Origin of the sequence: Enterobacter cloacae complex sp. SYL003 (assembly GCF_049236925.1) — a bacterium.
GTDB classification, from domain to species: domain Bacteria; phylum Pseudomonadota; class Gammaproteobacteria; order Enterobacterales; family Enterobacteriaceae; genus Enterobacter; species Enterobacter intestinihominis.
On the sequence record NZ_JBMKJK010000004.1, the window covers coordinates 14770 to 39554 of the forward strand.

At 56.9% G+C, this 24785-nt stretch carries 25 protein-coding genes and 1 pseudogene; 6 read left to right on the plus strand and 20 right to left on the minus strand.

All coding sequences use genetic code 11. The features are described 5' to 3' along the window. Positions 1-150: 150 nt before the first annotated feature. The 7 genes from ACOT1A_RS06375 to sad all read right to left on the minus strand — a co-directional run bounded on the left by ACOT1A_RS06375 (position 151) and on the right by sad (position 7803). The gene (locus tag ACOT1A_RS06375; protein WP_276170221.1) at positions 151-1602 is read right to left on the minus strand and encodes a tagaturonate reductase; all 1452 of its coding nucleotides are present in this window, start codon (positions 1600-1602) and stop codon (positions 151-153) included. Between the two features lie 116 nt (positions 1603-1718). Further along, on the minus strand, positions 1719-2246 hold the full coding sequence (locus tag ACOT1A_RS06380; RefSeq protein ID WP_023300102.1) for a GNAT family N-acetyltransferase: 528 nt from the start codon (positions 2244-2246) through the stop codon (positions 1719-1721). Between the two features lie 82 nt (positions 2247-2328). Further along, positions 2329-3294, minus strand: coding sequence for a sensor domain-containing diguanylate cyclase (locus ACOT1A_RS06385; protein ID WP_108367553.1), 966 nt, complete (start codon positions 3292-3294; stop codon positions 2329-2331). A gap of 58 nt (positions 3295-3352) precedes the next feature. Next, on the minus strand, positions 3353-3715 hold the full coding sequence (locus ACOT1A_RS06390) for a DUF4186 domain-containing protein (protein WP_048965757.1): 363 nt from the start codon (positions 3713-3715) through the stop codon (positions 3353-3355). Continuing rightward, positions 3715-4641, minus strand: coding sequence for a glutaminase B (gene glsB, locus ACOT1A_RS06395; RefSeq protein ID WP_003857165.1), 927 nt, complete (start codon positions 4639-4641; stop codon positions 3715-3717). Before glsB ends, ACOT1A_RS06390 begins: the two co-directional genes overlap by 1 nt. 62 nt (positions 4642-4703) lie before the next feature. After that, entirely contained in the window at positions 4704-6293 is a 1590-nt protein-coding gene (locus tag ACOT1A_RS06400; protein WP_276170220.1) for a methyl-accepting chemotaxis protein, read from the minus strand. A 127-nt stretch (positions 6294-6420) separates the two neighbouring features. Next, a complete protein-coding gene (gene sad / locus ACOT1A_RS06405) occupies positions 6421-7803 on the minus strand; it encodes a succinate-semialdehyde dehydrogenase (protein ID WP_126503022.1) in 1383 nt (460 codons plus the stop codon). Positions 7804-7902: 99 nt separating this feature from the next. Here sad and ptrR point away from each other — a divergent pair, with 99 nt between their 5' ends. After that, positions 7903-8781 carry a putrescine utilization regulator PtrR gene (gene ptrR, locus ACOT1A_RS06410; protein ID WP_022648110.1) on the plus strand — a complete coding sequence of 293 codons (879 nt, stop codon included), beginning with the start codon at positions 7903-7905 and terminating at the stop codon, positions 8779-8781. On the opposite strand, the gene ACOT1A_RS06415 is transcribed toward ptrR, so the two are convergent. From ACOT1A_RS06415 to ACOT1A_RS06425, 3 genes are all read right to left on the minus strand, one after another. Further along, positions 8735-9217 carry a GNAT family N-acetyltransferase gene (locus ACOT1A_RS06415; protein WP_276170219.1) on the minus strand — a complete coding sequence of 161 codons (483 nt, stop codon included), beginning with the start codon at positions 9215-9217 and terminating at the stop codon, positions 8735-8737. The two genes, ptrR and ACOT1A_RS06415, sit on opposite strands and share 47 nt — an antisense overlap. A gap of 62 nt (positions 9218-9279) precedes the next feature. Beyond that, a complete protein-coding gene (locus tag ACOT1A_RS06420) occupies positions 9280-10092 on the minus strand; it encodes a PhzF family phenazine biosynthesis protein (protein ID WP_276170218.1) in 813 nt (270 codons plus the stop codon). Positions 10093-10114: 22 nt separating this feature from the next. After that, positions 10115-10903: a PhzF family phenazine biosynthesis protein gene (locus tag ACOT1A_RS06425; RefSeq protein ID WP_126314868.1), complete on the minus strand. Its 789-nt coding sequence runs from the start codon at positions 10901-10903 to the stop codon at positions 10115-10117. A gap of 176 nt (positions 10904-11079) precedes the next feature. On the opposite strand from ACOT1A_RS06425, the gene ACOT1A_RS06430 reads away from it, so the two are divergent. Then, positions 11080-12276, plus strand: a complete 1197-nt coding sequence (locus tag ACOT1A_RS06430) for a sugar transporter (RefSeq protein WP_022648106.1) — start codon at positions 11080-11082, stop codon at positions 12274-12276. Between the two features lie 93 nt (positions 12277-12369). Here ACOT1A_RS06430 and ACOT1A_RS06435 read toward each other — a convergent pair whose 3' ends face one another. Beyond that, positions 12370-13035: a MarC family NAAT transporter gene (locus tag ACOT1A_RS06435; protein WP_045622746.1), complete on the minus strand. Its 666-nt coding sequence runs from the start codon at positions 13033-13035 to the stop codon at positions 12370-12372. 256 nt (positions 13036-13291) lie between these two features. Here ACOT1A_RS06435 and marR point away from each other — a divergent pair, with 256 nt between their 5' ends. The 3 genes from marR to marB are packed head-to-tail and all read left to right on the plus strand — an operon-like array spanning position 13292 to position 14375. Continuing rightward, positions 13292-13726, plus strand: coding sequence for a multiple antibiotic resistance transcriptional regulator MarR (gene marR / locus ACOT1A_RS06440; protein WP_020884159.1), 435 nt, complete (start codon positions 13292-13294; stop codon positions 13724-13726). A 20-nt stretch (positions 13727-13746) separates the two neighbouring features. Further along, the gene (gene marA / locus ACOT1A_RS06445; protein ID WP_001303241.1) at positions 13747-14127 is read left to right on the plus strand and encodes an MDR efflux pump AcrAB transcriptional activator MarA; all 381 of its coding nucleotides are present in this window, start codon (positions 13747-13749) and stop codon (positions 14125-14127) included. A 32-nt stretch (positions 14128-14159) separates the two neighbouring features. Next, positions 14160-14375: a multiple antibiotic resistance protein MarB gene (gene marB, locus ACOT1A_RS06450; RefSeq protein ID WP_023300098.1), complete on the plus strand. Its 216-nt coding sequence runs from the start codon at positions 14160-14162 to the stop codon at positions 14373-14375. A gap of 38 nt (positions 14376-14413) precedes the next feature. Here the strand turns inward: marB and eamA are convergent, their stop codons facing one another. Then, positions 14414-15313 carry an O-acetylserine/cysteine exporter gene (gene eamA / locus ACOT1A_RS06455; protein WP_023330139.1) on the minus strand — a complete coding sequence of 300 codons (900 nt, stop codon included), beginning with the start codon at positions 15311-15313 and terminating at the stop codon, positions 14414-14416. 193 nt (positions 15314-15506) lie between these two features. On the opposite strand from eamA, the gene ydeE reads away from it, so the two are divergent. After that, positions 15507-16724, plus strand: coding sequence for an efflux MFS transporter YdeE (gene ydeE / locus ACOT1A_RS06460; RefSeq protein ID WP_023300096.1), 1218 nt, complete (start codon positions 15507-15509; stop codon positions 16722-16724). A 46-nt stretch (positions 16725-16770) separates the two neighbouring features. Here ydeE and zinT read toward each other — a convergent pair. The 8 genes and pseudogenes from zinT to ACOT1A_RS06500 all read right to left on the minus strand — a co-directional run bounded on the left by zinT (position 16771) and on the right by ACOT1A_RS06500 (position 24777). Next, positions 16771-17408: pseudogene (zinT, locus tag ACOT1A_RS06465) on the minus strand (metal-binding protein ZinT). Between the two features lie 52 nt (positions 17409-17460). Continuing rightward, entirely contained in the window at positions 17461-18159 is a 699-nt protein-coding gene (gene urtE / locus ACOT1A_RS06470; protein WP_276170217.1) for an urea ABC transporter ATP-binding subunit UrtE, read from the minus strand. A 9-nt stretch (positions 18160-18168) separates the two neighbouring features. Then, entirely contained in the window at positions 18169-18966 is a 798-nt protein-coding gene (gene urtD / locus ACOT1A_RS06475; RefSeq protein WP_165716160.1) for an urea ABC transporter ATP-binding protein UrtD, read from the minus strand. Beyond that, positions 18966-20039, minus strand: a complete 1074-nt coding sequence (urtC, locus tag ACOT1A_RS06480) for an urea ABC transporter permease subunit UrtC (protein ID WP_063148874.1) — start codon at positions 20037-20039, stop codon at positions 18966-18968. Before urtC ends, urtD begins: the two co-directional genes overlap by 1 nt. Beyond that, entirely contained in the window at positions 20039-21613 is a 1575-nt protein-coding gene (gene urtB, locus ACOT1A_RS06485; RefSeq protein ID WP_023306185.1) for an urea ABC transporter permease subunit UrtB, read from the minus strand. Before urtB ends, urtC begins: the two co-directional genes overlap by 1 nt. 22 nt (positions 21614-21635) lie before the next feature. Further along, positions 21636-22907, minus strand: a complete 1272-nt coding sequence (urtA, locus tag ACOT1A_RS06490) for an urea ABC transporter substrate-binding protein (protein WP_022648096.1) — start codon at positions 22905-22907, stop codon at positions 21636-21638. A 199-nt stretch (positions 22908-23106) separates the two neighbouring features. Next, complete coding sequence (locus tag ACOT1A_RS06495) at positions 23107-24210, minus strand: cobalamin-independent methionine synthase II family protein (protein WP_023300089.1); 1104 nt, start codon at positions 24208-24210, stop codon at positions 23107-23109. 156 nt (positions 24211-24366) lie between these two features. Further along, the gene (locus ACOT1A_RS06500) at positions 24367-24777 is read right to left on the minus strand and encodes a rhodanese-like domain-containing protein (RefSeq protein WP_023300088.1); all 411 of its coding nucleotides are present in this window, start codon (positions 24775-24777) and stop codon (positions 24367-24369) included. Positions 24778-24785: the final 8 nt, after the last annotated feature.

Here is a 24785-nt window from a genome sequence, read left to right on the forward strand (position 1 = left end):
ACGGTTGCAAGCATGTTAATAGTTCATTGCATTTTCTGACCTGTTAAGCCTGAACCGCACGGTGCCGCAAGTGCTTTCTAAAAAAAGAACGTATAGTATGTTGTAACTAAATGGGTCTTTAAAAAACCCGGCAAACGCCGGGCATTATGATTAGCAGAGCGGTTTCACCGCATCACGCATGCCTTTGCTTAAAATCGCATCCAGATCCAGCGCAACCTGTTCTACCAGTCCATTAACCAGAGTGAGATCCTGTTCCCAGTGTTCGCTCACGCTTAACACCGACGATACCAGTTCACGGGTAGTGACCTGTTTGTCGTGATGTTGCGTCCACAACTGCTGGTAACGTTCAAGCCAGTGCGCATCGTCCTGCACCGGATAGCGCTCACCGTTGCGCTCGGCACGGTAAAATGCAATCAGCGCCGCCAGAGCAAAGGTCAGACGTGCTGGCAGTTTGCCGGTCGCCTTCTGCCCTGCCAGCAGTTGCGGCAGAATGCGGGTGCGGTACTTGGTCATCCCGTTCAGTGCAATCGACAGCAGCTGATGCTTAATATACGGATTACGGAAACGCCCCGTTACGGCACTGGCGAAGGAGTGCAGCTCATCGCGCGGCAGATCCAGGACCGGAATAATCTCTTCATAAATAGCCTTCTCTACGAACGCGCAAATCTCCCCGTCGTTCATGGCTTCCCCTACCGTATCCAGCCCGGCCTGAAAAGCGACCGGAACCAGCGCCGTGTGTGCGCCGTTGAGGATCGCCACCTTACGCTCTTTATAAGGCTTGATATCGTCAACAATCAGGACGTTGAGCGGGTATTTATCCAGGCGCAATTCAGCTGAAAGTGATTTTGGCCCCTGAATAACAAACAGGTAGAAATGTTCTGCCGTGTCGAGGAAGCTGTCGTGATAGCCCAGCCCGGCTTCCAGCTCTGCCACCTCATCACGCGGATAGCCGGTAACAATGCGGTCAACCAGCGTCGAGCAGAAGGTGTTAGCGTTATTCAGCCACGCAATGAATGCCGCTGGCAGCGCCCACTCCTGTGCATAGCGCAGCACCAGTTCACGCAGGGCATCGCCGTTATAGTCGATAAGCTCACAAGGAATGATGATCCAGCCTTTATCCGCAGCCCCGTTAAAGTGGGTAAAGCGTTCGAACAGCAGACGCGTCAGTTTGGCCGGATAGCTGACAGCTGGCGCATCGTCAAACTTATCGCCCGCGTGATAGCCGATCCCCGCCTCCGTGGTATTGGAGAAGACAAACCGCATCTCCGGATTATGGGCGAGTTTCAGGAATTCATCGTACTGGCTGTAGACGCTGATTTCACGATTCACGGAACGAATAAGACGCGCATCGCTTACCGCATCCCCCTCCTCATTCAGACCACGAATAATCGTGGTATACAGACCATCCTGGGTGCTCAGCGACGGCGGAAAATCACTCTGGATCGGCCGTACAATCACCACACCTGCATTGAGATCGGTATGCTCGTTTAAGAGGTCGATTTGCCAGTCAACGAACGCGCGGAGGAAGTTACCTTCGCCAAACTGGATGATACGTTCAGGGTAGCGCGCACCGGGGAAATCACGACGGTTGAGTGTGTTCACAATGGAGGTCCTTTATAATTAGTCATACAGCCTGATAAGATTGGTGTGATAACTTATCAAAACTTCAGGACCAGAACCCCTGTCTGGATCAACTCAGGACGCGATGGTGAAAAATATCAAAGAAATTTATAGAACACCGAGGTCGCCGTCATGTCCCCGTTCGGCATCAGGGCGTAGCGTGGGATCTCCCCCGCCTTTTGCCAGCCCGCTCTCTGATAAAACGTCTCCGCGCCGCTGCCGGTCGAGGTATCAAGCACCAGCACCGTAAGCGCTTTTTCACGCGCAACCGCCTCCAGGGCTTCCATCAGCGCCATTGCCGCACCTTTACGGCGCGCCTTCTCATGTACCAGAAGTTTCGCGACATCTGCGCGGTGCGGCTGGTTTTCCGGCTGGTCGGTGATCAGCTGGACCGTGCCAACCAGCCCCTGCTCCGCGTCAAAACAGCCCAGGACGGTACGCTCGTCGCGCCCGACGCTGTCTGCGACGCCGAGCCAGAAGGTTTGGGCTTTCTCGGGAGAAAAAGGCAGCATAAAGCTGACGGAGGCGCCGCCGTTTACACAGTTGACGAGGATATCGCTCAGGGCATCAATGTGGGTGAGGATGTCCTGTCGGGAGAGAGGTTTAATCAGCATGGGAGAGTTCATTGCGCGTCCTTAGGTTGAATCTCTCCACTTTGCTATTAACATTTTTGTTACGCAATAAGCGATGACATAGGATTTCGTTATGTCATTTTTCGCCGTGATGTTGCCGCTTCATGGCGTACATTTGCGCATCCGCGTGTTTTAACCATGCCTGCATATCGTTGCGGTGATGATCGAACTCGCTCAGCCCCCAGGAGAACTGTAACGACCAGGAATGCAGCTGACGCGCGTTATACTTCTCCGTTTGTTCGACGAGATACTGCATGGCGATCCAGGCGCCAGGTTCATCGGTATCCGCAAACAGCACCGCGAACTCATCTCCCCCGAAACGCACCAGCATATCGGCCTCGCGGAATGAGGAGCGCATCAGGGCGGCCATCGCTTTCAGGGCCTTGTCGCCCTCCTGATGCCCGAAGCGATCGTTAATGGTTTTGAAATGGTCCAGATCCAGCCAGCCAAGCGTTAACGGTTCTGCCCTACGCTGCGAAACCGACAGTGCAAACTGCGCAAACTGGTTAAACCCGCGTCGGTTAAACAGGCCCGTGAGTTCATCGGTCGTGGCGGCGCTAACGGCTGCAAATTCATCTTCTGCCAGCGCGCTGAGATCGGCCAGTACGGCGGAATCCGCCGCGGTAAACTCACGCGGTGCGTAATCAATGAGACACAACGATCCTACGCACGCCCCGTCACGTAAACGCAGCGGGAAACCGGCATAAAAGCGCACGCCCGGATCTCCCGCCACCTGCGGATTATCCGCAAAGCGTTCGTCCAGCAGCGTGTCAGCCACCACCAGCGGCGCGTCACCCAGGATCGTATGACCACAAAACGAGAGATCGCGAGGCTGGCTGGCGAGTGCCCGCCCGTCGGCAGATTTCACGATCGCAGCGTGGTCATCCACCAGCGTAATCATCGCCAGCGGCACCCTGAAAAAGCGTGTTGCCAGCCGCGTGAGACGATCAAACGCGGGATAATTGTCGATCTCAAGCAGACCGGACTCGCGCAGCGCATTCATGCGCTCCGTTTCATTCACGGGAATTAGAGGTGCTTTCATGACGTCTCCTGACGCTGAGCATTAGTAAAAGCGTAGCTTAAACAGAGACATTGTCAGTTCAGGAGGCACGATTTACCTCAATGACCAGCCAATGATGGATCACGTTGACGATATACTGTTGCTGCTGCGCACTCAGCGGCACGCCCTGCGGGATAGCATGCCACTTAGCCAGACAGCCCCGACAGCAGGTTGCCGTGGCATGCTGGGCGATAAAAACCGGATGGCCGCGCATCGGCGTCTGCTTACCGTCATTCACCGGGTGTGCAGGCGCCAGCCGCGCGGCGATAAAATCAGCGGCATGCTTATCGATAGTGTCCGCGCCCTTATCCCAGCAGTATTGCCGCTCTTTCATCCCTAAATGAAATCGTGAACGAAACGTGGAGCGAGCCAGGCGCGTGAACAGAGGATCTAACGTGGACATCAGTATACGGACCGTCCAAGGCGTTTGGTCAGCTGTTCCAGCGCCGCGACGCCCGCCAGTGAGTTGCCGGTCTCGTCCAGTTCCGGGCTCCAGACGGCAATCGCCATCTCGTGCGGAACAATGGCCACGACGCCACCGCCAACGCCGGATTTAGCCGGCAGCCCCACGCGCCAGGCAAACTCCCCGGCATTCTGATACATTCCGCTGGTTGCCATTAAGGCGTTGATCTGCCGGGCCTGCATCGGGGAGACAACGTCCTCGCCCAGATGCGGTGCATGGCCCTGATGCGCCAGAAACAGAAAAGTCTGCGCCAGTTCAACGCAGTTCATCTTCAGCGCGCAGTAATGAAAATAGTTTTGCAGCACCGTGGCGACATCATTATGAAAGTTGCCGAAGGACTTCATCAGCCAGGCGATGGCGGCGTTACGTGCAGAGTGTTCAAACTCAGAGCGCGCTACCACCGGATCGTAGGCGATGTCCTGCACGCCGGAAAGCTGCCGCACAATCTGGAGCATACGCTGGCGCGGCGCGCTCAGCCGGCTTTGCAGCATATCGCACACCACCAGCGCCCCGGCGTTGATAAACGGGTTGCGCGGCTTACCCTGTTCGATTTCAAGCTGGAGAAGGGAGTTGAAGGGCTGACCGGAGGGATCTTTGCCCACCCGCTGCCAGATCTCCTGCTCGTCATACTGGCGCATGGCGGCAACGAGGCTAAGCACTTTTGAGATCGACTGAATTGAAAAGCGCTCCAGTGCATCTCCCGCCTGAAAACGCTGCCCGTCGACAGTACAAATGGCGATGCCGAGCTTATTACCGCTGATCGAGGCCAGCGCGGGAATGTAATCGGCAACCTTACCCTGCCCCAGTAACGGACGAACCTGCGCCAGAATCTCGTCCAGCATCTCATTATGGATGACCGCAGCCACACTTTGCTCCTTGCCCTCAGGCTAAAACGGGCTGCGAGTATAACAGAGGCTTATACGTCACGTCAGGCAGGGAGACGAAAACGCGAGACGGCCTGCAACAAAAGATCTGACTCCCGATGCAGGCGCTCAGAGGCATTCGACGCTTCGCTAACCAGCACATCTGTCTGACGCGATACCTGATTCAGCGCCTGAAGTTGGCGCGTCATCTGATGAATGCTTTCCCCCTGATTTAGAGTGGCCAGCGAAATATCATTCAGCAGGCTACTCAGATTGGCCACCAGCCCGGTGACCTGCTGGAGATTTTCTTCCAGACGGTTTACCACCTGAGAACCTTCTTCAATGCCCTGTAGCGAGTGGTTAATTAGCGACTGGATGGTTTGCGTAGAGTGACTGCTTTTTCTGGCCAGCAGCCCCACTTCACGGGCGACCACCGCGAACCCGCGCCCCTGTTCTCCCGCATGGGCGGCTTCAATGGCAGCGTTGAGGGCAAGAATGTTGGTCTGAAACGCCACGCTGTCGATCATGGCGACGATCCCGCGCATCTCTGAGGATCGGTCGACGATCGTCTGCATTGAGCCATTTACCGCTGTCATCATTTGCTCCCCGCCGACGGCAGCCTGTCGGGCTTCATCCGCGCGCGAGCGGGCGAGTTTTGCATAACCCGTGTTCCCCTCAACGTGGGTTTCGAGATCGGCGATATGCGCGGTCACCTCCTCCAGCTCTTTGGCCTGTCGCGTGGACTGCTGATAAAGCTTCTGGTTCCCCTGCGCAAGTGACCCGATATTTTCGACCATAGAGGTCGTGGCCTCGCTGACCTGAGTCACCAGTTGCTGGAGCCCGCGCTGCATGGCGGTAATACTGCCGCTGAGCTGGCTGATTTCACTGTTAAAACGCACAACGTCAGGGGGTATTCCCGACAAATCCCCTGCCGCAAGCTGGTTAATATGGACAATCAGACGGCGTAGCGGGGATATCACCCATTTCGCCATTGCAAACCAGACGGCAATGGCAATAGCCAGCAGCACCAGCGGCGCAAACAGGAACAGCCGTTGCAGGCCTGAGAGTTGTTCCATGAGCGACTGACGCCCCTGTATCGCCTGCTTCTCACTCCGTTGCTGATAACGTGCAAAGTTGTCATTAAAATCGGTCTGAAACGCCTGGGCGGGTACGGCGAAAAAGAGGTCGATGCTGTTGGTTTTCACCAGCCCTTCCGCCTGCTCGCTAATGGCACCGAAGAACAGCTGATAGCTATTAACAAGCCCCTCGTCCTGCGGAGGATTAAGCGCGAGCCAGGCTTGCCATGCCTGCTGAGACGCCGCCAGGGATTTTTGCGCCTCGTCCATCAGGCTATGCCAGCTCCCTTCCGAACCGGTCTCTTTATCCTGCATAAAGTACACCCCGGAGCGGTTGAGCAGATCGCTCGCCGCAAGCAGCGAAATACGCGCCTGATCCAGTCTGCTCTGTTGCTGCCAGGCCAGCTGATTGCGCTGTTCGTTACGCTGGGCTTGATTCAGGGAGGCGGTAAGCAGGAAGGAGGATGAAAGTTGCAGGGCGGAGAAAAGGCCGATAATACAAAAGATGCCGGTCAGCAGGCCAAACTGACGAGGATAAAAGCGCTGCGCAAGACGACGAAAAATTTGCGTTAGGTTCATAATTTTCTTCTGTAACAATACGTTAGACGCGAGCGAGTCTACGAAACGAAAATGACAGAACCATTGCAAAATAATGACAGGAAACGTGAATTGCCGGGTAGCGGCCTTGCCCTACCCGGCATCAACATTACACGCGATCCTTCCAGACCGTCTGAACGTTACAGAACTCATGCAGACCGAAATGTGAAAGCTCTCGCCCGAAGCCGCTCTTCTTCACTCCGCCAAACGCAACGCGCGCATCGCTTGCGCTGTAGCCATTGATAAAGACTCCGCCGCACTCCAGCTCGCGAGAGAAGGTTTCAGCCAGCGCATCGTTCGCGGTAAAGACCGTCGCTGATAAGCCAAAGTCGCTGTCGTTAGCCAGCTGCAACGCGTGCGACGCATCATTGGCGACGGTAATCGCAGCCACCGGGCCAAACAGCTCCTGACGGAAGGCCGTCATCTGTGGGGTGACGTCGCCGAGTACGGTTGGCGCATAAAAGTTACCGGTCCCGGCAAGCTTCTCGCCGCCGAGCAGCAGGGTCGCCCCTTCCGCCAGCGTAGCCTGTACCTGCTGATGCAGTTCATCGCGAAGATCAAATCGCGCCATCGGGCCAATATAGTTATCTTCCTCATCCGGTGCGCCCATTTTCAGCGCCTTGACCGCGTCAACAAAGCGTTGGGTAAAGGTGTCCGCCACGCCCGCTTCCACAATAAAGCGTTTCGCCGCCGCGCAAACTTGTCCGGTATTCTGATAACGTCCGGCCACGGCCGCGTTGACAGCCAGATCCAGATCGGCATCATTCAGAACGATAAACGGATCGGAGCCGCCCAGCTCCAGCACGCATTTCTTCAGCGCCGCGCCCGCCTGCGCGCCAATTGCCGCACCAGCCCGAACGCTGCCGGTTACGGTCACCGCCGCGATACGCCGATCGTTAATCGCCTGGCTGACGCCGTCATTTGTCGCGTTCACCCAGCCAAAGATCCCCTCCGGGAAACCGGCATCCGCGAACACCTTCCCGATCAGCTCCGCCGAGCCGAGCACATTTGGCGCATGTTTAAGCAGATAGCTGTTCCCTGCCAGCAGGATCGGCACCGCACCGCGCAGCACCTGCCAGAGCGGGAAGTTCCACGGCATCACCGCCAGAATAGGCCCCAGCGGACGGTACTCAATCACCGCATTGTCGACCTGGGTAGATTCCGGGCGCAGCATTGCCGGGCCGTATTCAGCGTACCAGTCGCAAAGGCTGGCGGACTTAGCCACCTCCGCACGCGCCTGCACAATGGGCTTGCCCATCTCCCGGGAGATAGTCTGCGCCATCTCTTCCGCACGGCTACGCAGCGCCGCACCCAGATCGCGAAGTTTTTGCGCCCGGTGCGCCACGCTTTCGCGTCGCCACTGACGAAAACCGGTATCCGCCTGCGCAATGGCACGCTCAACGTCACCGGACGTTGCCCACGGGTAAGCAGCCAGCGTTTCGCCGGTAGCCGGGTTGACAGAGTAGGCATGGGTAGCAGATGAATACGTCATGAAGTTCTCCATGTAATAACAGTTGATTGATTGTGGCCCACTCTGCTATTTCTTAAAAATGAATAATACTCACCACCTTGTTCACGAATCGAGAATGGTATGGACTTAACACAGCTTGAGATGTTTAACGCCGTCGCACTGACCGGCAGCATTACCCAGGCGGCGCAGAAGGTACACCGGGTGCCGTCAAACCTCACCACCCGCATCCGACAGCTTGAAGCGGATCTCGGCGTGGAGCTGTTTATTCGCGAGAATCAGCGCCTGCGGCTTTCCCCCGCCGGGCACAATTTTTTGCGCTACAGCAAACAGATCCTGGCGCTGGTCGACGAAGCGCGAATGGTCGTCGCCGGGGATGAACCGCAGGGATTATTCTCGCTCGGCGCGCTGGAAAGTACCGCCGCCGTACGCATTCCGGAAAGTCTGGCGCGGTTTAATCAGCGCTATCCGCGCATTCAGTTTGCGTTGTCCACCGGGCCTTCCGGTACGATGATTGACGGTGTGCTTGAGGGGACGCTCAGCGCCGCCTTTGTCGACGGGCCGCTCTCGCACCCCGAACTGGAAGGAATGCCGGTTTACCGGGAAGAGATGATGCTGGTCACCCCTGCGGGTCACGCAGAAGTGTCAAAAGCCACGCAGGTGAGCGGTAGCGAGGTTTATGCCTTTCGCGCCAACTGTTCCTACCGGCGTCATCTGGAGAGTTGGTTTCATGCTGACCGCGTAACGCCGGGAAGGATCCACGAGATGGAGTCCTACCACGGGATGCTCGCCTGCGTGATTGCCGGGGCAGGCATTGCGCTGATGCCCCGCTCCATGCTGGAGAGCATGCCGGGGCATCATCAGGTGGCGGCGTGGCCGCTGGCGGAAAACTGGCGCTGGCTCACCACCTGGCTGGTGTGGCGACGCGGGGCGATGACCCGCCAGCTTGAGGCGTTTATAGGGCTTCTAAACGAACGTCAGCCACCAGTGTCTTCTCCATAAACAGGCTCAGCGGATCCTCGTTGTAGGGGGCAAACGCGGGGCGCCGTTCGTATCCACACTGTTGATACAGACGAATGGCGGCATGTTGTTTGATCCCCGTCTCCAGCCGGACGGTGTGGCAGCAGCGGCTGAGGGCTTCATCTTCCAGCGCCGCCAGTAATTTATTACCCAGCCGTTGCCCGCGATGGGTTGGATCAATATAGACCCGTTTCATTTCCCCGGTCCCGTCCCCGTTCAAAACAACAGCGCCACACCCGACGGCGTTAAGCTGAGTGTCACGAATAATCATCAGGATCAGCGAGTCGTCCGGCAGTTCGGTTAAATCCAGCAGATGATTACTTTCCGCGGGATAGAGAACGCTTTGATAACGGTCCAGCGCCGTAATCAGGGCGAGAATATCTGGATGATGGGCGGATTCAGCGGTAATAGAATACATGGCAGGCTCCTTGTCGTTTTCGTTCAACATACCGCCCGCCCTGTATACCGGCGTCATAGTTTTTAATGATGACCGTAATCCTGGAGACGAAGGAAAATTTTCCCCTTCATATACAGCGTGGCCTGCCCGCCAATCAGCACGCGGTCGCCTTTCAGCTCGCAGCGCAGATCCCCGCCACGGGAGGAGACCTGGCGGGCCGACATCTGCGTTTTTCCAAGCTTTTCGCTCCAGTACGGGATCAGCATGCTGTGCGCTGATCCCGTCACCGGATCCTCCGGTACCCCTTCCCCCGGGCAGAAGAAGCGGCTGACGAAATCATACTCATCCCCCGGCGCCGTAACGCAGACCATTTTCCCCAGCGGGAGCATGGCTGTGATATCCGGCGTCAGCGCCTCCACCTGCCGCTGGCTGTCGAGCACCACCATGTAATCGCGCCCTGCACGCACCTCTTTTGCCGCGTTAATGCCCAGCGCGCTGAATAGCACTGCGGGTGGAGTATCGACAACCTCGGTTGACCACGCCGGGAAATTCAGCGTCAGCCAGTCGCCGCTGCGTTGTACCGTCAGTTCGCCGACAAAGCGCGTGGTGAAGGTGATTTCCGTATGCGGATAATCCAGGTATTCGAAAATAACGTGAGAAGCCGCGAGGGTTGCGTGGCCGCATAGGTTAATTTCATCCTGCGTGGTAAACCAGCGCAGTTCAAACCCGTTATCCGTTCGGACAAAGAACGCCGTCTCTGACTGATTATGCTGCTTCGCCATCTTCAGCAACGTCTCATCCGGCAGCCACGCTTCCAGCGGACACACCGCCGCCGCATTGCCGCCGAACGCCCTGTCGCTGAAGGCATCCACCAGATAAAAATCAATTTCCTGCATCGTTGGTTCCTCTTAGATTTATTCAGCGCAGAAATACTGTGCCCTTCAGATACAGCGCCGCCTGCCCGCCCATCCGCACGCGGTCGCCCTTGAGTTCGCAGCGTACGTCTCCTCCACGGGCGGAAACCTGGCGGGCAAACATCTGTGTTTTGCCAAGCCGTTCACTCCAGTATGGGATCAGCATGGTGTGCGCGGAGCCGGTGACAGGATCTTCCGGCACGGCCACGCCCGGCGAGAAGAAACGACTGATAAAGTCGTATTCTCCTTCGTCCCGGGCGGTGACGGCCACTTTATGCTCCCCAGGCGTCATGGCGGAGAAATCCGGATTAATGGCTTCCACCTGCTCGCGGCTCTCCAGTACCAGCACCCAGGCGCGGCCTTTTCGCGCCTCGACGTAGTGGCTGATACCGAGTGCGGTGAGCAACTCCGGTGGCGGCGTCTGTGCCTGCGTCGGGCAGGCCGGGAAGTCCAGCGTCATCCAGTCACCTTCACGGCTGACGGTCAGGCGACCAGAGGCAGTGTCAAAATGAAGGCGTGAGTCCGGATAATCCAGTTCGTTAAACAGAACATACGCCGCGGCAAGCGTCGCGTGACCACACAGATTAACCTCGGTTAGCGTGGTGAACCAGCGCAACTCGATCCCCCCTTTGGTGCACACAAAAAACGCGGTTTCCGACTGGTTATGCTGTTGTGCCATCCGCAGTAACGTCTCATCCGGTAGCCACGCGTCGAGCGGGCACACCGCCGCCGGGTTGCCGCCAAAGGAGGACTCGCTGAACGCATCTACCAGATAAAAATCAATCTCCTGCATTGTGTTACCGCCTGTTTTTGTTGTGTTGTTCTTTATCTTCAATGAAAACAACCGCGTTCGCTACCGCTGCATGAAGGTAAATTTTGTGATTCACATCACATAACGGTTGAGTTTTCGCCGTTTAAGGCTTTAAGATCGTCTCCTCATCTTTCAGGCAACGAATCCCAGATATCCCTATGACAACACACACGGTTTCCCGCAGGGTCGCGTGGCTACGCGTGGTCACGCTCGCCATCGCAGCGTTTATTTTCAACACCACGGAATTTGTTCCGGTTGGGCTGCTGTCCGACATTGCAGCCAGCTTCCATATGGAAACGGCACAGGTTGGCATTATGCTGACCATCTATGCATGGGTGGTAGCGCTGATGTCGCTGCCGTTTATGCTGCTGACCAGCCAGATGGAACGTCGTAAGCTGCTGATTGGGCTGTTTGTGGTGTTCATAGCCAGCCATGTGCTGTCATTTATGGCATGGAACTTTACGGTGCTGGTGATCAGCCGCGTCGGCATCGCGTTTGCCCATGCCGTTTTCTGGTCGATCACCGCATCGCTCGCCATTCGTCTCGCCCCGGCGGGGAAACGCGCCCAGGCGTTGAGCCTGATTGCCACCGGAACGGCGCTGGCGATGGTGTTAGGCCTGCCGATCGGGCGCATTGTGGGTCAATACTTCGGCTGGCGCACCACCTTCTTTGCCATCGGCATGGGGGCGCTGATCACCCTGGTGTGTCTGATCAAACTGCTGCCAAAACTGCCCAGTGAACACTCCGGCTCGCTGAAAAGTCTGCCGCTGCTGATGCGTCGACCGGCGCTGATGAGCATCTATCTGCTGACCGTGATTGTGGTGACCGCCCATTACACGGCCTACAGCTATATTGAGCCGTTTGTTCAGGTTGTGGCGGGCTTTAGCGCTAACTTCGCCACCGTTCTGCTGCTGATCCTGGGCGGCGCGGGGATTATCGGCAGTATCCTGTTCGGGAAGCTGGGCAATAAGCACGCGTCTGCGCTTGTAAGCAGTGCGATTGGCCTGCTGCTGGCGTGCCTGCTGTTACTGATGCCTGCGGCAGGCAGCGAGAGTCATCTGGCGATCCTCAGTCTGTTCTGGGGCGTGGCGATCATGATTATTGGTCTGGGAATGCAGGTCAAAGTGCTGGCCCTGGCCCCGGACGCCACGGACGTGGCAATGTCGCTGTTCTCGGGAATTTTCAATCTGGGAATTGGGGCCGGTGCGCTGGTGGGAAATCAGATCAGCCTGCATGTATCGATGTCGGCCATTGGCTATCTCGGGGCGATTCCCGCGCTGATTGCGCTGATCTGGTCGGTGCTTATCTTCCGTAAATGGCCGGTCGCGATGGAAGAACAGACCAGCCACGGTTGACGTTAGTTGTGCCGGGTGGCGGCTTCGGCCTACCCGGCCCAGGTTATTACGGACTTGTAGGCCGGGTAAGCGCAGCGCCACCCGGCAATGTCCTCAGTGATACGTCTTAATGATCTCCAGCACGCCGTTAATAATAAACTGCACGCCCATACAGACCAGCAGGAAGCCCATCAGACGGGAGATAGCTTCAATTCCCCCCTTGCCCACCCAGCGCATAATCGCCCCGGAGCTGCGCAATGACCCCCAGACGATAATGGCGATAAGCGCAAAAATGATCGGCGGCGCAACGGTAATAACCCAGTGCGGAAAAGTAACACCATCACGCACCGTTGAGGCGGAACTGATGATCATCGCAATCGTTCCCGGCCCCGCCGTGCTCGGCATGGCTAACGGCACAAACGCGATATTGGCGCTCGGTTCGCTTTCAAGCTCCTCCGATTTGCTTTTGGCTTCCGGCGATTCATGCACTTTATGCGCCGGGAACAGCATCCGGAAACCAATAAACGCCACAATCAGCCCACCGGCGATACGCAGACCGGGAATCGAAATACCAAAAGTATTCATCACCAGTTGTCCGGCGTAATAAGCCACCATCATAATCGCGAAGACGTAGACGGAGGCCATCCTCGACTGCTGGTTGCGCTCCGCGCTGTTCATGTTACCCGCCAGCCCCAGAAAGAGCGCCACGGTCGTTAACGGGTTCGCCAGCGGAAGCAACACCACCAGCCCAAGCCCCACTGCTTTAATCAAATCCAACATAATGCACCGCAGTCCTTATCCTTATTCATTACCGCAATTATAGGGGGAAAGTCTCGTCCTGAGCTATCCGCGCAACGTAACCATAATTGTCCCGCCTAACTAATAACCCCAGATTATCTATATGATTTAAAAGCGTACAGAAAAAGTTCCTGAAGCGTTTTAGCAATTCGTGGCATCGGCTGATCCATTCAGTTGACTTATACTTGCCTGAGCAATAATATCTGCCGTGACTAAACTACTTGCCAGGGCAACCATTGTGAAAAGCACCAGTGATCTCTTTAACGACATAATCCCACTGGGTCGTCTTATTCATATGGTTAACCAGAAAAAAGATCGCCTGCTCAATGACTACCTGTCACCGCTGGATATCACCGCAACACAGTTCAAAGTGCTGTGTTCCATTCGCTGCGAAGTGTGTATCACGCCGGTTGAGCTGAAAAAGGTGCTCTCTGTCGATCTGGGTGCGTTGACCCGCATGCTGGATCGTCTCGTCTGCAAAGGATGGATAGAACGAAGCCCTAACCCGAATGACAAACGTGGCGTACTGGTGAAACTGACCAGCGATGGCGCGGCCATGTGTGAGCAATGTCATCAATTAGTAGGACAAACACTGCACCAGGAACTGACAAAAAACTTAACGGCAGATGAAGTGGCAACGCTTGAGCTTTTACTCAAGAAAATCCTGCCGTAAACAGAAAAAGAGGTATGACGATGTCCAGACGCAATACTGACGCTATCACCATTCATAGCATTTTGGACTGGATCGAAGATAACCTGGAATCTCCACTTTCCCTTGAGAAAGTGTCTGAGCGTTCAGGTTACTCAAAATGGCACCTGCAACGGATGTTTAAAAAAGAGACCGGCCATTCATTAGGACAATATATTCGCAGCCGTAAGCTGACGGAGATTGCCCAAAAACTGAAAGAAAGCAATGAGCCGATCCTCTATCTGGCGGAACGCTACGGATTTGAATCGCAACAAACCCTGACGCGTACGTTCAAGAACTACTTTGACGTGCCGCCTCATAAGTACCGTATTACCAGTATGCCGGGTGAATCCCGTTATCTGTATCCGCTAAAACATTGCAGTTAATCATCGCCTGTTAAGACGTAACCGAGGAAATCATGAAATTTATCGTCTCCGCCGCCCTCACCTTGCTGGTGCTGGTTTCCGGCCAGAGCTTCGCGGAGCAAACCCCCAGTGCGGGGCAGCAAAATAATCGTGACACCATGATTATGCCGTCCACGCAAAACCAGTCGCCCTGGGACTTCAATCACATGGGCGCTGGCAGCGACAAATCCGACGAATTAGGCGTGCCGTATTATAATCACGACCTGTAATTCGTTTTTGCCCCGCTAATGCGGGGCTTTTTTCTGCCTTAACTCCGCACCCGCGTCGCCCGACGCACCCGCAAGCCAAAGACGTTGATATACAGCCCGGCCATAATCAGCCCTGCGCCACACAGTTGCAGCGCGCTGAGCGTTTCATCCAGCAACAGGGCGGCGCTGGCAAGCCCGACCACCGGTACCAGCAGCGATAACGGCGCCACGCGCCAGGTTTCATAGCGTCCGAGCAGCGATCCCCAGATGCCGTAGCCAATGATTGAGGCGACTAATGCCAGGTAGATCAGCGACAAAATGGTCGTCAGGTCGATCTCCACCAGGCTTTTCAGCATCACCTGCGGTCCATCCAGAATAAACGACGCGGCCATAAACGGCACAATGGGGATCAACGCGCTCCAGACCACCAGCGACATGATCCCAGGACGCGACTCATGCTGCATTATCAGCTTGTTAAAGATGTTGCCGCACGCCCAGCTCAGCCCCGCCGCCAGGGTGAGCATAAAGCCCAGCAGCGCGACATGCTGACCGTTGAGGCTGCCTTCTATCAGCACCAGCACGCCAAAGACCGCAAGGCTAATGCCCGCCAGCTGTTTGCCCTGCAAACGTTCGCCAAAGACAAACGCGCCGAGAATAATGGTAAAGAAAGCCTGCACCTGAAGCACCAGCGAAGCCAGACCCGCAGGCATACCGAATTTGATGGCGCAAAAAAGAAACGCAAACTGACCAAAGCTGATGGTGAGGCCGTAGCCCAGCAGAAGCTTCAGGGGAATCTTTGGGCGGGCAACGAAAAGCAGCGCCGGGAAGGCCACCAGCAGGAAGCGCAGACCCGCCAGCATGAGTGGAGGCATGTTGTGCAACCCCATTTTGATGACCACAAAATTGAGTCCCCACACCACGACAACCAGTAACGCTAACAGCCCGTCTTTCCGCGTCATTTTCCGCCCCTGAATTATTAAATTTTTGTAAACACTTCAAGGTAACAGAAAAAATACCCCCGCGAGAAGATCATTAATTCTGGTACTGAGTAGAAGCACTTGCGGATAAATTGGGTGCTATACAAGCTGCCGATCCCATGATAATCCTGTAATAACACAACAAAAAAAGCATAAGCATTTGTCGGGCAGGAAAATGAAACCATCAATCAGGCGCTCAACCGCAGCGCTGCTGGCATCGTCATTGTTATTAACAATTGGCCGCGGGGCAACGCTGCCCTTTATGACCATATATCTCACACGCGTGTACGATATGAGCGTGGAGAATATTGGCTATGCCCTTACCGTGGCGTTGACCATTGGCGTGGTGTTTAGCCTGGGGTTTGGCATCCTGGCGGACAAGTTCGACAAAAAACGCTATATGCTGGTCGCCATCGTGGCCTTTATCGCCGGGTTTGTGGCCATTCCGCTGGTGAATAACGTGACGCTGGTGGTGTTGTTCTTTGCCCTGATTAACTGCGCCTATTCCGTCTTCTCAACGGTGCTGAAAGCGTGGTTTGCCGACGTGCTGACCTCCAGCGAAAAGGCGCGCGTTTTCTCACTCAACTACAGTTTCCTGAACATCGGCTGGACGATTGGGCCGCCGGTTGGCACTCTACTGGTGATGTACAGCCTGCAACTGCCGTTCTGGCTGGCGGCCTTCTGCGCCGCACTGCCGCTCGGGTTTATCCATTTCTTTGTGCAGAAAAGCGTAGCGTCTGACAGCGTGGAGGAAAAAGCGCCGTGGCAGCCCTCGGTGCTGCTAAAGGACCGGGCGCTGTTCTGGTACACGCTCTCCGGCCTGCTGGCGTCCTACGTGGGCGGATCGTTCGCCAGCTGCATTTCCCAGTACGTCCTCGCCGCGTATGCGGACAGCGATTTCGCAGAAAAGGTGGTGGCCGTTGTGTTGCCCGTCAACGCGGTGGTGGTGGTCACCCTGCAATACGCGCTTGGCCGCAAGATCTCCGCAAGCAACATCCGCCCGCTAATGACAGCCGCAACGCTCTTTTTTATCCTCGGGCTGGGCGGGTTTATGCTTTCCGGCGAGAACCTGATTTACTGGGGGATTGCGGCGGCGATTTTCACCCTGGGTGAAATTATTTATGCCCCGGGTGAATACATGCTGATCGACAATATCGCCCCGCCGGGCATGAAGGCGAGCTACTTCTCCGCCCAGGCGCTGGGCTGGCTGGGCGCGGCGGCGAACCCGATGATCACCGGGCTCATCCTGACCCATCTGCCGCACTGGTCGTTATTTATTATTATGATGGCCGCCATTATTGCGGCGTGGCTGATGGTTTTGCGCGGGATGCGCGTGAAAAGTGAAGATAGCGTGTCGGGTGGCGCTGCGCTTACCCGACCTACGAAACCCTAATCCCACGCCGGGTAAGGCTAAGCCCCCACCCGGCAAATCCAACAGCCTAGTGGTGCAACATCTCCTCCACCACCTGCTCTTTGTACATCTCGTTCGGGTAGTAGGTCGGCCAGTTATCCATCTCTTTCAGCAGCGCCTCGTGGGAGGTGTTGCCCATAAAGATATGGAAGTGTGAAGAGGCTTTCGGCCCGATGGTATGATCGCTGAACTGCACAAACTTAGGCGCCTGGCTTGCCTTATCCTTACATTCAAACAGGTAGCGCACGCCTTTTTCCCCGACGCATAGGTCAGAATTTTATAGCCGCTGTAGTCGTAGCGGCAGCTGCTCACCGTTTTGCCTCTGTGGAATTCCATCACGTTGTTTTCAATGCCGATGGCGTCCACGTCCGTCGCGTAGCCCTTACGGTAGTAGGCTTTCACCTCGGCAGCGGATTTTTCCCCCTTCTGCGCTTTCTTTTCGAAAACCGGATCCAGCGAACCATCAAGCAGGAACGGGTAAACAGACTGCCAGGTCCCGTCCCAGTCAGACAGCGTCCTGTCCCTGACGTCTTTATCCTCAAAGACGCCGTTTGCCGCCTTCTGTTCCGCCTCCGTCATCTGATGACCGTGCGAATGGGCAAAAAGCGAGCCGCTTACCAGCAGCGTTCCCAGAGTCAGCGCAATTTTTCCAAGTTGTGCAGCCACAGCAAAACCCTCATTCCGTGTTATAAGAATGAGGATGTTATAGTATAACATTTCAGATCGCAACCAGTCCGCGAACCCCCTCCTGCTCCATGTTCTCACCGCGCCCCTGCTGGACGATGCTGCCGCGCGACATCACCAGATAGCTGTCGGCCAGCTCCGCCGCAAAATCATAAAACTGCTCCACCAGCAGGATCGCCATATCCCCCCGGTTCGCCAGGCTGCGGATCACCTGCCCAATCTCTTTAATCACCGACGGCTGTATACCTTCCGTGGGTTCATCCAGGATCAGTAACCGTGGACGGCTCGCCAGCGCGCGACCAATCGCCAGCTGCTGCTGCTGACCACCGGAAAGATCGCCTCCGCGACGGTGTTTCACCTCCTTCAGCACCGGGAAAAGCTGCCAAATCTCCTCCGGCACGCTCCTTGCGTTTCCCGCGGAGAAGCGCGACAGTCCCATCAGCAGGTTTTCTTCTATGGTCAGACGCGGAAAAATCTCCCGCCCCTGCGGAACATACGCCACGCCGGACTGCACCCGCTGGTGCGGTTTACTGTGAGTGATGGTCTTTCCCTGCCAGACCACCTCCCCGGCTTTCACCGGGATCAGCCCCATCAAGCACCTCAGCAGTGTGGTTTTCCCTACCCCGTTGCGCCCCAGCAGGCAGGTAACTTCCCCGACCACCGCCTCAAAGCTCACCCCGCGCAGAATATGACTTCCGCCGTAGTACTGATTCAGCTCGTTAACCTGTAACATCCCCTCTCCTTAGCGTCCCAGATAGACGTCAATCACCTGCTCATTGGCCTGTACCTCGCGAAGCGAGCCTTCTGCCAGTACGCGCCCCTGATGCAGCACCGTGACGTGGTCGGCGATGGTCTCGACGAAGCCCATATCGTGCTCAACCACCATCAGCGAATGCTTGCCTGCCAGAGTTCGGAACAGCTCGGCTGTGTATTCCGTCTCTGCGTCGGTCATACCGGCGGCGGGTTCGTCCAGCAGCAACAGATGCGGATCCTGCACCAGCAGCATGCCGATCTCCAGAAACTGCTTCTGCCCGTGGGAAAGCAGCCCGGCGCGGCGATCGCGCTCGCTGCCAAGCCGCAGCAAAACCAATATCTCGTCAATGCGGTCGCGCTGTTCGCCGCTGAGTGTTGCCCGCAGGCTCGCCCAGACGGACCTGTCGGCTTTCATGGCGATTTCGAGGTTTTCCCCTACGGTCAGCGCTTCAAACACGGTCGGCTTCTGGAACTTACGGCCAATGCCCTGACGGGCAATGGCCGCCGGTTCAAGGGCTGTCAGATCGATGGACTGATCGTAAATAGCCTTCCCGCTTTTTGGCCGGGTTTTGCCGGTGATCACGTCCATCAGCGTAGTTTTACCGGCGCCGTTAGGGCCAATGATGCAGCGCAATTCTCCAATGCCGATATTAAGTGAGAGATCGGTCAACGCCTGAAAACCATCGAAACTGACGTTAATGGCCTCAAGCTGCAACACAGGATCGGTCTGCTCACGGTAACGATCGCCCGGTAGCTGGCGGGTAAAGAGTCCTTCAGAGGGCTGCATTAATTATCTCCCTTACGAAACAGACCGAACACGCCGCGCGGTAAAAAGAGCGTCACGGCGATGAAAATCAGCCCAAGAAACAGTTGCCAGTACTCCGGCATCGCCACGGTGAAAAAGCTCTTCGCACCATTGACCAGCGCCGCACCAATCACCGGGCCTACCAGGGTGCCGCGCCCGCCCAGCGCCACCCAGATGGCCGCTTCAATCGAGTTGGTCGGCGACATTTCACCCGGGTTGATAATGCCCACCTGCGGAACGTACAGCGCTCCCGCCAGGCCACACAGCACGGCGGAAAGCGTCCAGACCAGCAGCTTGAAGCCGCGCGGATCGTAGCCGCAGAACGTCAGACGGTTTTCCGCATCGCGCACCGCCGTTAAAATGCGGCCAAATTTACTCTTCGCCAGGGCGTAGCCTGTGCCCAGGGCCAGAAGCAGCAGCATGACCGTTGCGAGAAACAGCGCGATCCGCGTGGTGGTCGCCGTGACGGAAAACCCGAGCAGCGTGGTAAAGCCGGTAAAGCCGTTATTTCCGCCAAAGCCGGTTTCGTTGCGAAAGAACAGCAGCATGCCCGCATAGGTCAGCGCCTGGGTCATGATGGAAAAATAGACCCCTTTTATCTTCGAGCGGAAAGCAAACCAGCCGAAGACCAGCGCTAGCAGGCCGGGGATCGTCACGATTAACACCAGCGCCCAGGCGAAATGCTGCGTTCCCCACCAGAACCAGGGCAGTTCGCTCCACGAGAGAAACGACATAAACGCGGGCAGCCCGTCCCCGGCCGCCTGGCGCATCAGGTACATGCCCATCGCATAGCCGCCCAGGGCGAAGAATATGCCGTGCCCCAGCGAGAGCATACCGGCATAGCCCCAGACCAGATCGAGGGCCACGGCGACAACCGCGTAGCAGAGGATCTTGCCGATAAGCGTCAACATCCACGTCGAAACGGCCAGCGGATGGGTGGCGGGTAACAGCGCGAGAAAAGGCAGCACCAGCAGCGCCGCAACCAGCAGACTGCCGAAGATTTGCGCGGTGCGCGGTGCCCTGCGCGCCAGTGTTAAGGTCAATGGCTGGCTCATCAGTCTGTCACCCTCCCTTTAAGTGCGAATAACCCCTGCGGACGTTTCTGGATAAACAGAATGATCGCCACCAGAATCAGGATCTTGCCCAGCACGGCGCCCATCTGCGGTTCAAGAATTTTATTGAAGATCCCCAGACCAAAGGCCGCCGCGACGCTACCGGCCAGCTGGCCGACGCCGCCGAGCACCACCACCAGGAACGAATCGATGATGTATCCCTGGCCCAGCTCCGGCCCCACGTTCCCCAGCTGGGACAAAGCCACGCCGCCCAACCCGGCAATGCCGGACCCGAGACCAAATGCCAGCATATCTACCCGTCCGGTGGGAACGCCGCAGCAGGCCGCCATGCTGCGGTTTTGCGTCACCGCCCGCACGTTGAGACCCAGACGCGTTTTGTTCAGAATGAGCCAGGTGAAGAACAGCACCAGCAGTACAAAGCCGAGCACCACAATACGGTTCCAGGGCAGCGTCAGGTTGGCGAAAACCTGCACCCCGCCGGACAGCCATGCCGGGTTAGCGACCTCAAGGTTCTGAGCGCCAAAGGTCATGCGGACCAGCTGGATAAGCATCAGGCTTATCCCCCAGGTGGCGAGCAGGGTTTCCAGCGGGCGGCCATAAAGATGGCGTATCACCGTGCGCTCCAGCACCATTCCGATGCCTGCGGTCAGGCAAAACGCCACCGGCAGCGCCACCACCGGATAGAGCGCCAACCACTGAGGCATCCACTGCGCCATTACCTGCTGCACCATCCAGGTGGCATACGCCCCGAGCATCAGCATTTCACCGTGAGCCATGTTAATCACCCCCAGCAGACCATAGGTGATAGCCAGCCCGAGTGCGGCCAGCAAGAGTACCGACCCCAACGACAGGCCCATGAAGGCCTGCCCCAGCAGTTCGCCCCACATCAGCCGGTGCTGAATACGCTCCAGGCTCTCAGCGGCAGCGGCACGTACCCGTGCGTCCGGCTCGGTTTGCGTTTGGGTGAACGGCGTCAGCGTGGCCTGCACGTCCGGATCGTCAGACTGTCCCAACAGCTCAACAGCCTTGAGCCGTACTTCAGCCTGTGGGCTCGTCAGCTGGAGGTTTGCCAGCGCCAGCATCAGCGACTGTCGGGTGACGTCGTCCGTTTCGCTACTGGCCCGCTGTTGCAGAAAGCCGAGCATATCCGGCCGGGCGTCACGCTGAAGTTGCCGCGCGGCATGACGCCTTTCGGTGACACTGTCACTTACAAGCTGATGCGTCGCCAGCGCCGTGACGGTTAACACGCGCAGCCGGTTGGTCAGCCGCACGGCTTTGGTCGTGCCTTCAGCGCTTTTTGCCGCGCCCAGGGCAACCATTTCGCCGTCGATGCGGGTAAATGCCTTCTTCTGGCTGTCGGTATAAAGGTTCTCCTGTTGCAGCGCCTTAAGCAGCGGCAAACGTGCAGGTTCCGGCGTGGCTGCCCAGCGGGTCAGCATGGCGGTTTGCTGGCTGCGGCTAGCGGCAACGAAATCATCGGCATCCGATGCCTGCGCCATCCCTGGCAGCAGTCCGGTAAGCCACACAATCGCAATCATCATGCGTATGGCGTTCATGACGTCTCTCCCTGGTGGTGGCTTAGTTGCTGGCGGTTTTCATCGGCTGGTCAGGCTTTTTGTCATTCCCGGCGATAAACGGGCTCCACGGCTGAGCGCGTACCGGCTGTTCGGTTTGCCAGACGACGTTGAACTGGCCGTTGCCTTCAATTTCACCAATCATGACGGGCTTATGCAGGTGGTGGTTGGTGGCGTCCATGGTCAGCGTAAAGCCGGACGGCGCGTTGAACGACTGGCCCGCCATTGCCGCGCGCACTTTGTCCACGTCGGTTGTTCCCGCTTTTTCAACCGCCTGCGCCCACATATGCAGGCCAACGTAAGTCGCTTCCATCGGATCGTTGGTGACCACGGTATCGGCATTCGGCAGCTTATGGGCTTTCGCGTAGGCTTTGTAAGCCGCGACAAAGGTCTGGTTGGTCGGGTTGTCGACGGATTCAAAGTAGTTCCACGCCGCCAGGTTACCCACCAGCGGTTTGGTATCAATGCCGCGAAGTTCTTCCTCGCCCACCGAGAACGCCACCACCGGCACGTCCGTGGCTTTCAGCCCCTGGTTCGCCAGTTCTTTATAGAAAGGCACGTTGGAATCACCGTTGATAGTGGAGACCACCGCCGCTTTGCCGCCCGTGGAGAACTTTTTGATACTGGCGACAATGGTCTGGTAATCGCTATGACCAAATGGGGTGTAGACCTCTTCAATATCTTTATCTTCAACGCCTTTCGAGTGCAGGAAGGCGCGCAGGATCTTGTTAGTAGTGCGCGGGTAAACGTAGTCCGTACCCAGCAGGAAGAATCGCTTCGCGCTGCCGCCGTCCTCGCTCATCAGGTACTCCACCGCCGGGATCGCCTGCTGGTTAGGCGCCGCGCCGGTATAGAAGACGTTAGGTGACATCTCTTCACCTTCATACTGCACCGGATAGAACAGCAAACCGTTCAGCTCCTCAAAAACCGGCAGAACCGATTTACGCGATACGGAGGTCCAGCAGCCAAACACCACGGCGACCTTATCCTGGCTCAGAAGCTGGCGGGCCTTTTCGGCAAACAGCGGCCAGTTGGATGCCGGGTCAACCACCACCGGCTCCAGCTTTTTCCCGAGCACGCCGCCTTTAGCGTTGATTTCATCGATGGTCATCAGGGCGACATCTTTCAGGGGCGTTTCTGAAATGGCCATCGTGCCGGAGAGAGAGTGCATAATCCCGACTTTAATGGTCTCTGCGGCCTGGACGCCAAAGCTCATTCCCATGGCGATGACGGAGGCGGACAAGGTGAACGCTTTAATAAAGGTACGACGGTGCATATTTTCACTCCTGAAAAGAAAGCTGTGCGAAGACGTCCGTTACCGCCGGACGCAGAAAAAAGTAACGCCAGTTTCAGGAGAGCAAAAACAGTGCCAGGTTGCAGAGACAGGATTTTAAAGGGATCGTAGAGAGGAGTGACGGGAAACGACTCAGAATGGTACAGCGCTGCACTGTAATAATGCAGCGCTGTAAACGGCGTTACCAGACGTCGCTGGCGATTTGCGTCACCAGGCGAACTTTATCCCACTGCTGGGCTTCGCTCAGGCTGTTACCCTCTTCCGTAGAAGCAAATCCGCACTGCGGGCTGAGGCAAATCTGCTCTTTCGCCACGTAGCGCGCAGCCTCTTCCAGACGCGCTTTCACCCCTTCCGGGTTCTCCAGTTCACCGTGTTTGGTGGTGATCAGCCCCAGAACCACCTGCTGTTTACCCGGGCGCACAAAACGCAGTGGCGCGAAGTCCCCGCTACGGTCGTTGTCGTACTCCAGGAAGAACGCGTCGACGTTCACCGTGCCGAACAGCACCTCCGCCACCGGCTCATAGCCGCCCTCGGAAATCCAGGTTGAGCGGAAGTTGCCGCGGCAGACGTGCAGCCCGACGGTCAGATCGTCCGGTTTGCCCTCCAGCGCCTTATTCAGCACCCGGGCATAGGTCCGGGCAAGTTCGTCTGCATCGTCACCGCGCTCGCGGATCTGGCGGCGCTGGTCCTCCGAACAAAGATAGGCCCAGACGGTGTCATCCAGCTGCAGATAGCGGCAGCCTGCATCGTAAAAGGCCCGAATGGCATCGCGCCAGGTGGTCGCCAGATCGTCAAAGTAATCCTTCAGATCCGGGTAGACCGTAGCATCAATATCCTTGCGGCCACCGCGGAAGTGCAGCACGCTCGGGCTCGGAATGGTCATCTTCGGCTGTGCATTACCGCTAATGCTTTTGAGGTAGCGGAAATCTTCCAGCATAGGATGATCGCCGAAGCCCAGTTTGCCCGTTACGCGCACGCCATGGGCTTTAGTCTGCACCCCGTTGAACTGAATGCCCTGCTGGGAATCATAACGCTCCACGCCCTGTAGCCCGTCAAAGAAGTCAAAGTGCCACCAGGCGCGGCGGAATTCACCGTCCGTTACCACATGCAGACCGCAGGCGCACTGCTGCTCGACAACATGACGAATGGCCTCGTCCTCAACCGCGCGAAGCTGCCCGGCATCGATTTCACCGCTGGCAAATTGCAGACGGGCCTGTTTAATGGCATCCGGGCGTAAAAAACTGCCGACTACATCGGCGCGGTACGGGGCATGGTGTCGCTGCATGGAAATCTCCTCTGTCTGTCGGCGTTAATTGCCCACAGTGATAATTCATCTCTTGAATTTTTAGACTTCTGGATGTCTAAACGTCCTGAAAAGATGTCATACCGGCTCGCCGCCGACAAACGAGAAAATTTCATCTGTGTTGAAATAAATTCATGTTCACAGAGCGGGTGATGAAGATCCTGCAAACGCGAACCGCTCATCTTCCCAGCCGGTCATGCCCCCGAGCATAATCTTAACCGGCAGACCCAGACGCGCCAGCTTCAGCGCCGCCCTGTCCGCCCCGTTGCAGTGCGGGCCTGCACAATAGACGACAAACAGCGTGCCCTCCGGCCACGCTTTCATCCGCTCTGCGGTGATCTGGCTCCAGGGTAAATGCAGCGCGCCGGGCAGATGCCGCCGGGCAAAATGTTCAGGCTTTCCGACAACGTGCAGCAGAACAAAGTCCTGCTCACCGCTGGATACCGCGTGATGGACATCGGCGCAGTCCGTCTCGACACTCAGACGACGCAGAAAATGTCCCACAGCTTCCTGCGGCTCAGCAGCCGGAAATTCAGTAACATAGCTCATGAATCTTC

What these genes read in the sequence shown, in the direction of transcription:
- ydeE (WP_023300096.1), top strand. Translation starts at nt 15,507, where the DNA reads ATGAAACCATCAATCAGGCGCTCAACCGCAGCGCTGCTGGCATCGTCA.
- ACOT1A_RS06400 (WP_276170220.1), bottom strand. Translation starts at nt 6,293, where the DNA reads ATGAACCTAACGCAAATTTTTCGTCGTCTTGCGCAGCGCTTTTATCCT.
- ACOT1A_RS06495 (WP_023300089.1), bottom strand. Translation starts at nt 24,210, where the DNA reads ATGCAGCGACACCATGCCCCGTACCGCGCCGATGTAGTCGGCAGTTTT.
- urtE (WP_276170217.1), bottom strand. Translation starts at nt 18,159, where the DNA reads ATGTTACAGGTTAACGAGCTGAATCAGTACTACGGCGGAAGTCATATT.
- ACOT1A_RS06390 (WP_048965757.1), bottom strand. Translation starts at nt 3,715, where the DNA reads ATGTCCACGTTAGATCCTCTGTTCACGCGCCTGGCTCGCTCCACGTTT.
- ACOT1A_RS06425 (WP_126314868.1), bottom strand. Translation starts at nt 10,903, where the DNA reads ATGCAGGAGATTGATTTTTATCTGGTAGATGCGTTCAGCGAGTCCTCC.
- ACOT1A_RS06420 (WP_276170218.1), bottom strand. Translation starts at nt 10,092, where the DNA reads ATGCAGGAAATTGATTTTTATCTGGTGGATGCCTTCAGCGACAGGGCG.
- urtC (WP_063148874.1), bottom strand. Translation starts at nt 20,039, where the DNA reads ATGAGCCAGCCATTGACCTTAACACTGGCGCGCAGGGCACCGCGCACC.
- ACOT1A_RS06435 (WP_045622746.1), bottom strand. Translation starts at nt 13,035, where the DNA reads ATGTTGGATTTGATTAAAGCAGTGGGGCTTGGGCTGGTGGTGTTGCTT.
- ACOT1A_RS06430 (WP_022648106.1), top strand. Translation starts at nt 11,080, where the DNA reads ATGACAACACACACGGTTTCCCGCAGGGTCGCGTGGCTACGCGTGGTC.
- ACOT1A_RS06415 (WP_276170219.1), bottom strand. Translation starts at nt 9,217, where the DNA reads ATGTATTCTATTACCGCTGAATCCGCCCATCATCCAGATATTCTCGCC.
- urtA (WP_022648096.1), bottom strand. Translation starts at nt 22,907, where the DNA reads ATGCACCGTCGTACCTTTATTAAAGCGTTCACCTTGTCCGCCTCCGTC.
- ACOT1A_RS06385 (WP_108367553.1), bottom strand. Translation starts at nt 3,294, where the DNA reads ATGAAAGCACCTCTAATTCCCGTGAATGAAACGGAGCGCATGAATGCG.
- marA (WP_001303241.1), top strand. Translation starts at nt 13,747, where the DNA reads ATGTCCAGACGCAATACTGACGCTATCACCATTCATAGCATTTTGGAC.
- ptrR (WP_022648110.1), top strand. Translation starts at nt 7,903, where the DNA reads ATGGACTTAACACAGCTTGAGATGTTTAACGCCGTCGCACTGACCGGC.
- urtD (WP_165716160.1), bottom strand. Translation starts at nt 18,966, where the DNA reads ATGCAGCCCTCTGAAGGACTCTTTACCCGCCAGCTACCGGGCGATCGT.
- marB (WP_023300098.1), top strand. Translation starts at nt 14,160, where the DNA reads ATGAAATTTATCGTCTCCGCCGCCCTCACCTTGCTGGTGCTGGTTTCC.
- eamA (WP_023330139.1), bottom strand. Translation starts at nt 15,313, where the DNA reads ATGACGCGGAAAGACGGGCTGTTAGCGTTACTGGTTGTCGTGGTGTGG.
- ACOT1A_RS06500 (WP_023300088.1), bottom strand. Translation starts at nt 24,777, where the DNA reads ATGAGCTATGTTACTGAATTTCCGGCTGCTGAGCCGCAGGAAGCTGTG.
- ACOT1A_RS06380 (WP_023300102.1), bottom strand. Translation starts at nt 2,246, where the DNA reads ATGAACTCTCCCATGCTGATTAAACCTCTCTCCCGACAGGACATCCTC.
- sad (WP_126503022.1), bottom strand. Translation starts at nt 7,803, where the DNA reads ATGACGTATTCATCTGCTACCCATGCCTACTCTGTCAACCCGGCTACC.
- urtB (WP_023306185.1), bottom strand. Translation starts at nt 21,613, where the DNA reads ATGAACGCCATACGCATGATGATTGCGATTGTGTGGCTTACCGGACTG.